Below are 13,386 nucleotides of genomic sequence, written 5' to 3'. Positions count from 1 at the left end.
GAATATTAACAAAACCAGTCTATTTTTTACTTAAAATCATTTTTATTAGAATATTAATTTTTTAGAAATTTTTTTAAAAGATTCATAGTAGAACTGTCGTGAAAATTTACTTTGTTTAATTTTATCTCTTCCAAAATAGAATTAGCTAATTGTTTACCTAATTCAACACCCCATTGGTCGTAACTGAAAATATTCCAAATGACACCTTGAACAAATATTTTATGTTCGTACAATGCAATCAGTTTTCCTAATGAAGCGGGCGTTAATTGGTCAATTAATAACGTATTCGTAGGTTTATTTCCTTCAAATACTTTAAACGGAATTAAATCGCTAACCTCATGCTCCAATTTTCCTTGTGCAGCAAATTCAGCGATAACTTGCTCTTTGGTTTTTCCCATTAACAACGCTTCTGTTTGCGCAAAGAAATTGGCCATCAGTTTATTATGATGGTCTTGTTCACCATAAAGAGGTTTAATGAAACCAATAAAATCGGTTGGGATTAATTTAGTGCCTTGATGAATCAATTGGAAAAAAGCATGTTGCGCGTTGGTTCCGGGTTCACCCCAAACAATGGTTCCGGTTTGGTAATTTACTGGAAATCCATTTCTACCAACGGATTTGCCATTACTTTCCATGATGCCTTGTTGTAAGTAAGGCGCGAGTTTTTGTAAATATTGTGTGTACGGAATTAAAGCTTCGGTTTCAGCACCAAAGAAGTTGTTGTGCCAAATGCTTAATAAAGCTAATACAACTGGAATATTTTTTTCAAATGGTGTATTTTTGAAATGTTCGTCCATTTCATTAGCTCCATGTAAAAGTTGTTCAAAATGATCGTAGCCTACACTTAAAGCGATACTTAATCCAACAGCGCTCCAAAGGGAAAAGCGTCCGCCAACCCAATCCCACATAGGGAAGATGTTTTCTTCTGCAATTCCAAATTCAGTTACTTTTGAAATATTAGTGGAAACAGCAGCAAAGTGTTTGGCAATGTCTTTTTCATTTGCCGATTGTAAGAACCATTTACGAACGGTTTCGGCGTTGGTTAGGGTTTCTTGAGTAGTAAATGTTTTAGAAGCTACAATAAATAAAGTGGTTTCTGGATTTACTTTTTTTAACACTTCTTGTACATGATCGCCATCAATATTGGAGATGAAGTGAATGTTTAAATGATTTGAATAAAATTGTAAGGCTTCAACAACCATAGCCGGACCTAAGTCGGAACCTCCAATTCCAATATTAACCACATCGGTAAAAGTTTTACCAGTGAACCCTTTTCTTTCACCTGAAATAATTTGGTTAGTAAAATTTTTAATTTTTTGTTTAGTGCTTTCAATCAAGGGTGCAATAGTTTCTCCATCTACAACAACAGTAGTGTTTTTTGCACGTAAAGCCGTGTGTAAAACCGCTCGATTTTCAGTTACGTTTATTTTTTCTCCCGAAAAATATTTTGTAATTGCCCCTTTTAAATCAACTTCATTGGCTAAATTAATTAGCAACGCAATAGTTTCTTCGGTCCAATTGTTTTTTGAAAAATCAACAAAAAAGTCTTGCCATTCAATGGTGAATTTTTCGGCTCTATTTGAATCCGTTTGAAATAATTCTTTGGTAGACTGATATTGAATATTTTCAAAATGTTCACGAAGTTTTACCCAAGCTTCTGTCTCAGTTGGATTGATTGTTTGTAATGCCATTTTATTCTTCTTTAAAAGTTTTAGCTGATATATCGTCTAATTCTTTTTTAAGTGGTTTGATGTATTCTAAATAGCTGCCTTTCTGTTTTTTAGACATCGGTTCCGTATTTGGAAGTTTTAATCGAAGTGGGTCTACTTGAACACCATTTTTCCAAAAACGATAACAAACGTGTGGCCCCGTAGCTAAACCAGTACTTCCAACTCGTCCAATGGTTTGACCTTGTGAAACACGTTGCCCTGTACGAACCAATATTTTTGACATGTGTAAATATTGTGTGCTGTACATGCCGTTGTGTTTAACTTTAACAAAATTACCATTACCTGCGGTATATCCTGTTCGTTCTACAACACCCGAGGCAGTAGTTTTGATTGGAGTACCATGTGGTGCGGCATAATCGGTTCCGTTGTGTGCTTTCCAGCGCAATTGTACAGGATGAAAACGTGCTCTTGAAAAACGAGACGTTAATCGGAAATAATCCAAAGGAGCTTTTAAAAACATGTTTTTTAGACCTTTTCCGTCTTCATCATAGTATTCGAAATATTTTTGATTTTCACTTAATTTATACGGGAAAGCATATATTTTTTTGCCTTTATATTCAAAATAACAAGCTTCAATTTTTTCCACACCTAAATAATCTCCATTTTCAAAATATTTTTCTTGTAAAGTGATAGCAAATTTGTCTCCTTTTTGAATTTTAAAGAAGTCAATAGAATAGGCATAAATTTGCGCCATTTGCGGTGCTAATGCTGTACTTACACCAAGTTTGTCTAGTGTTTCAGACAAAGAGCCATTCAATTCAGCGGCTACCGTTCTACGTTTAATTACCGTAGGTTTTGCCTTCATTTGTACAACTATTGAATCTCTTAAGTCTACTACTAGATAATTCGTTTTGTCTTGAATATAAACGAGTGCTTTTAATTCTTTTTTGTTTTTTTTATCTGAAAAGGTAATAAATTCTTTTCCTGCTCGAATGTTTTTTATATTAAATGAGTCTTTTATCTTTTCGGTTACATCATGAGATTTTAAACTATCGGGCAGTGTAAACGCCTCCAAAATAGTGCTAAATGTGTCACCTGATTGTAAGGTGTCCCTAACAACATTGTAGTCATTAAAAGTAAACCCATAATCTTTGATTATAGGTTCCTTTTTTATAGTTTTTTTGGTTCGTGTTTTAGACTTCTCTTGATTACATGAAAAAGTCAAGATAGCTAAAAAAAGATAAATAAAATATTTCAAATCTTAATCCTCCGTCCTTAAATTACTCACCCCAATTTTTTAATTCTTCATCTGTCCATAATTCAGGGAAGAAAATGCGTCTTTGGTATTTTGGTAACATGTATTTTTTCCAATCACTACCACCTGTTGCTTCACCATTTCCTTGTCCGCTTTCAATGTATTTAACAGCAGCATTGTAATGTGCCATAACCCAAGTTATATTTACCGTTTTGTCATAATGACGCATAGCCGCTATTAATTCTGGATTTTTTTGATCGTTTTCAGGTAATTGCTTAAATTTTTGCCAAATATTAATGGTGTTGTATTCTTCCATAAAACGAAGAAATTCACCTTTATATTTTCTTTCAAACTCAAGAATTAAATAACTTTTTTCTCCCGTATGATAATCTTTGCCTGCTGCTTGCCAATAGAGATGTTCAAAAGCATGTTCGAAAGGTGTATTTCTGTCAATTGTAGCTCTAAAACGAGCGTCGATTAAATTGATTAAATCAGTAGAAGCAAATTCAATTAAACGATACTGTGCACTTTGAAATCCACTTGCTGGTGTTAGTGTATTTCTAAATTTCATGTATTGTTCTACTTGCATACCATCTTTCATAATATCAAAAGAAGTAGTGAGCATGTCGAAATATCGTGAAATACGCATTATTTTTTCTGTGAAATAAGGAGTTTCTGGTTTTTCCGTATGACACAACTGATTGATTTCCCAAAGAATCATTTTGAACAATAACTCATTGACTTGGTGATACATAATAAACACCATTTCATCGGGTAAAGTAGTTCTTTGAATTTGTAAATTTAATAAAGCATCAGTTTGAATATAATCCCAGTAGGTGATGGGTTTAGACCACAACAATCCTTCCAGATGGGTTTCTGTTTTTTGATTAATTTTATTAAATTTCTCTTCTAAAAGTTGTATTTTTTCGTATAATTCGGTTTGTAGCATGTGTTATTTTTTAAATTTTATAGGATGTTTTAACCCTCTATAATCTTCTATATCTGCTTTAAGAGAACCTACGGCTAAACTGGCTTTAATTCTAATTGGAATTTTATTGTAGTCGTCAGATATCCAAACGGTTAAGCTTTCTTCTTCTTTGAAAACTCTACCTGCTTGTACGTAAGGTCTAAATTTTTTACAGTTAATATCTCCAAATTTACTGTTTATATTTTCTTTACCAAGATATTTTAGTTTAAATTTAATGGTTTCATCATCAAAAAACATATCGATTGAAATAGATTCACCCACTTTTAGTTCATCAACTTTTGGATGATTTCTTAAATAGTAAAAAGAAGAAACAATATCTTGCACCTCTTCAGGCACACTAAATGTTTTTTCTGTTTTATGTTTATAATCTTTAACTAAAACAGTATTAGTGGCTTGATTAAAATAACCTTGTTGGTTTTTTGTATACCCCCCTTCGTTTATTCTTCTTATAAAAACATACGGTTTGTTGGTTTCTTTATCAAAATAGCTTTCATAGTTGTCGTCAACTTTAAAGAAAAATTTTGTCATACCTGTTGTAACTCCTTTACCAACTACATGATGCATTTTTTTTCCATTTAAAGTTGCGTCTTTAACTTCAAGTGTTGCATGTCCGGCATTTACTAATCCGTAGTGTATGCGAAGTTTAATGTATTCTCCAATAGTGTAAGCGTCTATTTGTTTGTAATCAAACGAGTTAGACAAAATAAAAACGGTAAAAAGTAGAAGTATTCTTTTCATGATTAATTGTTTTTCAAAGGAGATTACAATTATTGTTCCAAAAGTACAAAAACAAAAAAACCCAGTCAAAAGAAATGACTGAGTTTTTATGCTATTAACCAACCAAAAAACTATAAATTATGAAAAACTTATACACAATTTGAGTCTACTACCTCTCAGATTGCGAATGCAAAATTAGTTGGGTTTTTAAATATTATTCAATAAAAAATCAACTTTAACACTTTTAACAGAAAAAAATACAAAAAAACACCTTAAAATTTAACAATATTAAAAAATTCAGATCTTTTTCAATATTTTTCTCAAAACAAAATTGTTTAATTTGTAACTTTTTTGATAAAAAAAATGATTTTTTTTGAATGAAAAGCAAAAAATATTCTTGTTAGTGATAATTCAATAAAAAAACGCTTCAAGTTGAAGCGTTTTTTGTGAATTGTGAATTTTTATAAAGTTCCTCGAAGTGCTTGTTCTCTTTCTATAGATTCAAACAAAGCTTTAAAGTTACCAGCTCCAAAACCTTTAGCCCCCATTCTTTGGATGATTTCAAAGAATAATGTTGGTCTATCTTCAACAGGTTTAGTGAATATTTGTAATAAGTAACCTTCTTCATCGGCGTCGATCATGATACCAAGTTTTTGCAACTCATTAATATCTTCTTTGAATTTCGACATATGGTCTTTAAGTCTTTCTGGAATAGCATCATAATAGGCTTGTGGAGGTGTACTTAAAAATTCCACTCCTCTTGCATGCATTTCTGTTACGGTTTTAATGATGTCGTCTGTAGCAACTGCAATATGTTGTACCCCTTCATCTTCATAGAAATCTAAATATTCTTCAATTTGAGAACGTTTTTTACCATTAGCAGGTTCATTGATTGGGAATTTAATTCTTCCGTTTCCATTAGACATTACTTTTGACATTAATGCAGAATACTCTGTAGTAATTTGTTTGTCGTCAAAAGAAAGGAAATTAACAAATCCCATCACATCTTCAAACCATTTAACGGCTTCATTCATTCTGTTCCATCCCGTGTTACCTACCATGTGGTCAATATATTTTAAACCAACAGCTTCTGGGTTGTAGTCCGATTTCCATTCACTATATCCAGGTAAAAAGATACCATTGTAGTTTTTACGTTCAACAAATACAAAAACGGTTTCTCCATAAGCACCATAAATACCTGCGCGAACAACTTCTCCATTTTCGTCTTTTTCTACAACAGGCTCAAAATATGATTTTGCTCCACGGCTAGTTGTTTCTTCGTATGACTTACGTGCATCTTCTACCCATAGGGCTATTACTTTAACACCATCACCATGTTTTTTTACATGTTCTCCAATTGGTGAATTGCTATTTAAAGCTGTTGTTAAAACTAAACGAATTTTATCTTGTTTTAATACATAAGATGCTTTGTCTTTTACACCCGTTTCTAGTCCAGCATAGGCTAATGATTGAAATCCAAATGCAGTTTTGTAAAAATGGGCTGCTTGTTTTGCATTACCTACATAAAATTCTACATAATCTGTTCCTAATAATGGTAAGAAGTCTTGTGCTCCTTCAAATATTTTTTCTAATCCGTATTCTACTGATTTTATTTCGTTACTCATAATGTTTAAATTTTTAAATATCAATGTGGCAAGTTGCCAATTGAAGTTCAACAATGTTTGTTTTGGGGCTAATTAATCTAGCCAAGATTGGTAATACTTTTCATCTGCAATTTTCATTGCTTCTTCTGTGACCATTAAAGGTTTAAACGTATCAACCATTACGGCTAATTCTTGTGTTTCTGTTTTACCAATACTTCTTTCAACAGCTCCTGGGTGCGGTCCGTGTGGAATTCCAGCAGGATGCAATGAAATATGACCGGCTTCAATGTCGTTTCTACTCATAAAGTCGCCATCTACATAGTACAACACTTCATCGGCATCTATATTACTATGATTGTAAGGAGCAGGAATGGATTGTGGGTGATAGTCGTATAATCTTGGAACAAATGAACAGATTACGAAAGCATCAGTTTCAAATGTTTGATGAATAGGAGGAGGTAAATGAATTCTTCCTGTTATTGGTTCAAAATCATGTATTGAAAAAGCATAAGGATAATTGAATCCGTCGTAGCCTACAACATCAAATGGATGTGTAGCATAAACTAAATCAAAAATTTCATCTTTTTTCTTAATTTTAATTAAGAATTCTCCTTTTTCATCATAGGTTTCTAATTCTTCAGGTCTGCGAATATCTCTTTCACAGAATGGAGAATGTTCTAATAATTGGCCAAACCAATTTCTATATTGTTTTGGAGTATAAACGGGTCTTCTAGATTCAACGATAAATAATCGATTATCTTCTGTGTCAAAATCTATTTTATAAATCATTCCACGAGGAATTACTAGATAATCTCCGTATTTGAAATCCAGATTACCTAACATGGTTCTTAATTTCCCTGTTCCTCTGTGGATAAAAATTACTTCATCAGAGTCGGTGTTTTTATAAAAATAATCAGTGGTTGATTTTTTTGGAGCTGCCAATACAATATGACAGTCCGAATTTGTTAGAACAATTTTTCTACTTTCTAAAAAATCATCCTGAGGTTGTACTTGGAAGCCTCTTAAACGATACGATTGAATGTTGTTAGCTTTCGCTATTTTAGGAGCAACACTATATTGGTTTTTAATTTCTTTAACTTGTGTTGGTCTGTGTTCATGATACATGTTTGTTGACATTCCGTCAAAACCAATGGTACCAAATAACTGCTCATAATATAAATCGCCATTTTCTTTTCTAAATTGAATGTGACGTTTATGAGGTATTTTTCCTAATTTGTGATAAATAGGCATAACTTTAATGTGTAAATTAATAATATGTCAAGTTGCCAATGAAAGTGCCACTTAAATAAATTGACAAAGTGACGAATTGATTATTCGGCACATCCATCCATTCATTCAGGATTTCTCTTGATGAGGAATTTTAAGTGAGCTAATAAATCTTTAAAAAGTGGTTGCATAAATTGATTTACTACAACAAATATCGTAAAAAAATAAAAAAGCCACTAAAAAAGTGGCTTAAATTTTTATTCTTGATTTTCTAATTTAGAATTTCGTTTTCCATACAAGAAGTATACTACTATTCCGATGGCTAACCAACCTAATGACAACATTTGCGCTTCAACGCTAAGGTTAATCATTAAATAAGTATTGATTAAGATACCTGAAATAGCGATAATTGGTAATGCTGGAACTTTAAATGTTCTGGTTAAGTTTGGTTGTTTTACACGCAAAATCCAAACAGCAATACATACCATTGTGAAGGCAAATAAAGTACCAAAACTTGTCATGTCTGCTAATTTACTAATTGGAGTAAAGGCAGCAACTACAGCAATAAATCCACCTAAAATCATTAAGTTAGTTTGAGGTGTACCTGAAGTTGGGTTAATTCTTGAAAATACTGAAGGAATTAATCCGTCTTTAGACATTCCTAAGAAAATTCTAGATTGCCCCATAATCATTACCATTAAAACAGAAATTAAACCTACAGTCGCAGCAATAGTGATGATAAAACCAGCCCAACCTTGACCTGCTATATCAAAAGCATAAGCAACAGGTGCTTTAATAGCTTCTGGATATTTTCCAAGTGGATTGAAATCTTGGTAGTTCATCATTCCTGTTAATACTAATGAAACTAAGATATATAATACAGTACAAATTAGTAAAGAAGCAATAATAGCAAACGGAACATCTTTTTTAGGATTTACAGCTTCTCCAGCTTGAGTAGATACAGCATCAAAACCTACATAGGCAAAGAAAATTGCCGCTGCTCCAGAAATAATTCCAGCTATTCCATAAGCATTGTGGGTAGTTTCTTTTTCCACAATTTGTGTTGCTGCAGGAATAAATGGATCCCAGTTTTCTGCATTAATAAAAAATGCACCTGCGATAATTACAAATAAAACTGCAGAAACTTTTAAGATTACAATAAAGTTGTTGGCTTTTGCAGCACTACTTGTTCCTTTAATAAGGATAGATATTACGAACAATACAATTAAAAATGCAGGTAAATTCATTGAGAACCCTTCTCCAGTATAACTAGCAGGGTCTGTAGTTAACCAATCGGGAAGCTTAACACCAAAGAGTTTTAAGAGTTTGTTAAAATAACCCGACCAAGAAACGGCCACTGTCATTGATCCCATGGCATATTCGAGGATTAATCCCCAACCAATAATCCAAGCAAAAATTTCTCCAATAGTTCCGTATGCATAGGCATAAGCGGAGCCCTCAACAGGTAAAATTGATGCAAATTCTGAATAACATAATGCAGCAAAGACACAAGCAATTCCTGCAATTATAAACGAAATAGCTAAGGCAGGACCTGCGTGATAGTAAGCTCCAGTTCCGGTTAGAACGAAAATTCCTCCACCAATAATTGCTCCTACACCAATAGCTGTAAGGCTCCATTTTCCTAGAACCCTCTTTAATTGACTTTTTTTCATGTCTGCTTCAAAAGCTGAAACAGGTTTTACTCTCCAAATTGACATAGTAATAGTTAATAGTTTTAAGGTCTCAAATATAAGATTTTTTAATTTAATTCTTTATTTTTTGTTTTTTGTTAAAAAATAAACCCAACATTCACCCAAAAATTACTATTTCTTGATTCAGGTGACCAACTGTATTTTAACTCAACGGGTCCGAGGATTGAATCTAATCCGTAACCAATAGCAAAACCAGTATAGCTCGGTTTATTAATCCAATCTTTAGTAGAATCAAAGATGAAATTTCCAACGTTTGCTGCGTTATATGAAAAATTCAAATGATTTTTTTTATAAAACTCAAAATCAATAGTGCTGCATGCTTTCACATAACTATTTCCTAAAAGTGATAGATAGTCATAACCATAAAAAGGTCTGAAGTTGTTGATTTCCCTAACTGTATTTCCTCCAAGTATAAAATCAAAAAAAGGAGTTGCACTTCTTCCAACTTTAAACCCTCCTTCTGTTTGTAATAACACGCTTATTTTTTTTATAGGGCTAATAACAATTCCTGCATCTGCTTTCGCTATAGAAAAACGTTCAAATGTATTGGTATAATCAGTAGAATAAACATATGTTTTAAAATTACTCTTTACATACCAACCTTTAGTAGGGAAGAATTTTTTATTAAAATTATCATGTGAAACATTTCCGAAGAAAGATAAATAATTACTGTTTTCTATAGTTCCAACATCATTTGAAAAATTGTCTGTTTTTATTTTAAGTCTTTGCCATTCAACACCTCCACTAACGGTAAATTTTTTAGAAAAAAGTGTTTGAATAAATGCTTGATTATTTATTGAACTATAATCAAGATTTATGCTGTTTAGATTTATATTGTTAAATAAATTGATGTTAAATTCGGTAGAAACATTTCGGTTAAAAGTCACAAAACTTGAGTTTAAACCAAAACTCCAATTAAAACCATTGTCAATTAGGTAATTCAAATCATACCTAAAATTATCTCCTAAAATAACATCTAAAGATAATATGTCATTTTTTGATATTATTTTTTTCTGCGTTATATTAATTAATGCCGCACTTTTGAGAAAATCATCATATCGAATTCCGAATTTTAAAAAAGTATTGACATTATTTTCCTTTAAATCAATATTTAAACTGTTGTTTTCAAATGTATATTTAATTGAACTAAAATTTTGAGTGGAATTAAGATTTTGAATACCATCAACTAAGGTTTTATAACTAACTTTAGATTTTGGTTTGATTTTTAACTTACCTAGTAAATAAGATCGAGTGTAATTTTTTGTAACATTAAAATTGATGTTTGATATTACAATTGTATCGGATTGCGTTTTTAAAAAAGGTTTATAATAAATTTCTTTTTTTAAATTAATTAACTTAAATAGCTCTTTTTTTGCTGCATTTTCGCCATTTTTTATAATTGTTTTTCCATCGTCAAATGATAAAACAGAATAGCCAGTAATATCGGGTTTAATGTAAATATCCGTTTGTTTAATCTTCTCAGGCATTTTTTCAAGTGTACCAAAATTGGATATTTGTAAAAGTATTGTTGAAACACCTTTTAATTCATCTTTAGTTTTTAAACCATCTTGAACATCAACTCCAATAATATATTCAGCTCCCATTGCTTTGAGATTTTCAACCGGATAATTGTTTTTTACTCCGCCATCTACCAACATTCTGCCGTTGATCTCTATAGGATTGAAAAGAGAAGGGATAGAACCACTTGCCACCATAGCTTGAGCTAAAATACCTTTGTTTAAAATCACTTCTTCACCTGTTTCAATATCGGTTGCCATGCAGAAAAAAGGAATGGGTAATCGATTAAAATCACGTAAATGCCTTACATGAAAGGTTAGTTTGGAAAGTAAATTATAATTATACATTCCTTTTGAAAGGGCATTAGGTGTTTCAAGTTTTAATTTTTTAAAAGGAAGTGTAAGGGCGTATAATTCATCATTTCTTTTTTCAAAAAAAGATTTAGAACTTCGTGGCACATAGTCTTGGATTAGCGCATCGGCATCTAAAGTTGTAAAAATTGAATCTAGTTGTTTGGCATTGTAACCCGAAGCATACAATCCTCCTACAATGGCTCCCATACTAGTACCTCCAATGTAATCTATTTTTATTCCCAATGAATCGATAACTTTTAGTACGCCAATATGAGCCAATCCTTTTGCGCCTCCGCCAGAAAGCACTAATCCAATTTTTGGCTTTCTAATTGTATCTTGAGCAGATGAAGTGTAAGAGCCAAGTAAAAAGACAAAAGTAAAAAGTAACATACAAGTAAATTTACTTTTAAGGCAATTCACAGGGTTCTTTTTACTTTTCATTAGGCTCTTAAACATACGTTATTCTTTTTTGTAAAAGTCGGAAATTTTTTTCGCTTTTGAAAGCCCAATTACTTTCGCAATTTCATTTTCATCCGCTTCTTTTATTCTTTTTACACTTTTGAAGTGTTTTATTAACGTCACCATGGTTTTTTCTCCTATCCCTGGAATGGTTTCCATACTCGTTTGTAAGGCCGATTTACTTCTTTTATCTCTATGATGTGTAATTCCAAAACGGTGGGCTTCATTACGAAGGTGTTGGATTGTTTTTAACGTTTCTGATTTTTTATCTAGGTACAACGGAATAGGATCATCAGGATAAAACAATTCTTCTAATCGTTTAGCGATGCCAATAATGGCAATTTTTCCTCTTAATCCTAATTCCTCTAAACTTTTTAAAGCCGAGGACAATTGACCTTTTCCACCATCAATAATAATTAATTGTGGCAACGGTTCGTTTTCGTCTAACAAACGCTTATATCTTCGGTATACGACTTCCTCCATGGATGCAAAATCGTTTGGACCTTCCACGGTTTTGATATTAAAATGGCGGTAGTCTTTTTTACTTGGTTTACCATCTTTAAATACAACGCATGCAGAAACCGGATTGGTTCCTTGAATATTCGAATTATCAAAACACTCAATATGTCTGGGCTCTACAGATAAACGCAAGTCTTTCATCATTTGAGCCATTATGCGATTGGTATGTCGGTCCGGATCCACAATTTTGATCTGTTTTAATTGGTCCAATCGATAATGTTTTGCATTGCGTTCCGATAAATTCAGAATTTCTTTTTTATCTCCTAATTTTGGAACGGTAATTTTTATGTTTTCGCCTAAATCAATTTCGAAAGGCACTATGATTTCTTTAGAAGTTAAATGAAAACGTTCCCGAATTTCGATGATTGCTAATTCTAATAACTCTTCATCCGTTTCATCTAATTTCTTTTTTAATTCTAAAGTGTGCGAACGAATAATAGCACCATGTGAAATCTGTAAAAAATTAACAAAAGCCATACTTTCATCTGACACAATTGAAAAAACATCGACGTTCGTTATTTTTGGATTTAAAATGGTTGATTTGGCTTGATAATTTTCTAGCACCTCAATTTTTTCTTTTATTTTTTGTGCCTCTTCAAAGCGCATATCAATAGCCAAATCGGTCATTAATTTTTTAAAATCTTTTAAACTTTCTTTGAAATTTCCTTTTAAAATTTCTCGAATGGCCTGGATTTGGTTTTGGTAATTTTCTAAGGTTTCGTAGCCTTCACACGGACCTTTACAATTACCAATGTGGTATTCTAAACACACTTTGTATTTTCCAGAGACAATATTTCCATGAGATAAATCATAGTTGCAAGTTCTTAATGGATATAATTCTTTGATTAATTCTAATAAGGTATTCACCGTTTTAAAACTGGTGTAAGGACCGAAATATTCAGAACCGTCTTTTACCATTTTTCGGGTAGGGAATACTCTAGAAAAAGGTTCTCTTTTTATACAAATCCAAGGGTAGGTTTTGTCGTCTTTTAATAATACATTATATCTTGGTTGGAGTTTTTTAATTAAATTGTTTTCTAATAATAAGGCATCTGTTTCGGTTGGAACAACAATGTGTTTGATACTAACTATTTTTTTTACTAAAACCGATGTTTTGTAATTATCATGGTTTTTAGAAAAATAAGACTGCACTCTTTTTTTTAAATTTTTGGCTTTGCCTACGTATAAAATTTTCCCCTCTTTATCAAAATATTGATATACACCAGGGCTATCGGGTAAGGTTTGAATTTGAAGTTCTAAAGGAGTAGGCATTTGTGTCTTTAGTATAATAGAATTTTCATAACAAAAGTAACAAAAAGTTATGGTTTTTAAAAAATCATTACATTCGCAAAAAACACCTTTTT

The 13,386-nt window shown here is 32.0% G+C and carries 9 protein-coding genes; all 9 read right to left on the bottom strand.

Translation table 11 applies throughout. The features are described 5' to 3' along the window. Window positions 1-53: 53 nt before the first annotated feature. The 9 genes from pgi to uvrC all read right to left on the bottom strand — a co-directional run bounded on the left by pgi (window position 54) and on the right by uvrC (window position 13,294). Window positions 54-1,691, bottom strand: a complete 1,638-nt coding sequence (gene pgi / locus KQS_RS13550; protein WP_014389741.1) for a glucose-6-phosphate isomerase — start codon at window positions 1,689-1,691, stop codon at window positions 54-56. 1 nt (window position 1,692) lies between these two features. After that, window positions 1,693-2,928 (bottom strand): M23 family metallopeptidase, encoded by a 1,236-nt coding sequence (locus tag KQS_RS13545; RefSeq protein ID WP_041252131.1) that lies wholly within the window; start codon window positions 2,926-2,928, stop codon window positions 1,693-1,695. Window positions 2,929-2,950: 22 nt separating this feature from the next. Beyond that, the gene (locus tag KQS_RS13540; RefSeq protein ID WP_014389739.1) at window positions 2,951-3,874 is read right to left on the bottom strand and encodes a tryptophan 2,3-dioxygenase family protein; all 924 of its coding nucleotides are present in this window, start codon (window positions 3,872-3,874) and stop codon (window positions 2,951-2,953) included. A gap of 3 nt (window positions 3,875-3,877) precedes the next feature. Next, entirely contained in the window at window positions 3,878-4,651 is a 774-nt protein-coding gene (locus KQS_RS13535) for a DUF3108 domain-containing protein (protein ID WP_014389738.1), read from the bottom strand. A gap of 440 nt (window positions 4,652-5,091) precedes the next feature. Then, window positions 5,092-6,255 carry a 4-hydroxyphenylpyruvate dioxygenase gene (hppD, locus tag KQS_RS13530; protein WP_014389737.1) on the bottom strand — a complete coding sequence of 388 codons (1,164 nt, stop codon included), beginning with the start codon at window positions 6,253-6,255 and terminating at the stop codon, window positions 5,092-5,094. A gap of 72 nt (window positions 6,256-6,327) precedes the next feature. After that, a complete protein-coding gene (locus KQS_RS13525; protein WP_014389736.1) occupies window positions 6,328-7,485 on the bottom strand; it encodes a homogentisate 1,2-dioxygenase in 1,158 nt (385 codons plus the stop codon). A gap of 233 nt (window positions 7,486-7,718) precedes the next feature. Further along, on the bottom strand, window positions 7,719-9,179 hold the full coding sequence (locus tag KQS_RS13520; RefSeq protein ID WP_014389735.1) for an APC family permease: 1,461 nt from the start codon (window positions 9,177-9,179) through the stop codon (window positions 7,719-7,721). A 71-nt stretch (window positions 9,180-9,250) separates the two neighbouring features. Further along, on the bottom strand, window positions 9,251-11,434 hold the full coding sequence (locus tag KQS_RS13515) for a patatin-like phospholipase family protein (protein WP_014389734.1): 2,184 nt from the start codon (window positions 11,432-11,434) through the stop codon (window positions 9,251-9,253). Between the two features lie 69 nt (window positions 11,435-11,503). Beyond that, entirely contained in the window at window positions 11,504-13,294 is a 1,791-nt protein-coding gene (gene uvrC, locus KQS_RS13510; protein WP_014389733.1) for an excinuclease ABC subunit UvrC, read from the bottom strand. Window positions 13,295-13,386 lie beyond the last annotated feature (92 nt).

The sequence above is a fragment of the Flavobacterium indicum GPTSA100-9 = DSM 17447 genome, from assembly GCF_000455605.1.
Classification (GTDB): domain Bacteria; phylum Bacteroidota; class Bacteroidia; order Flavobacteriales; family Flavobacteriaceae; genus Flavobacterium; species Flavobacterium indicum.
This window is presented reverse-complemented; position numbering and strand designations above follow the sequence as displayed.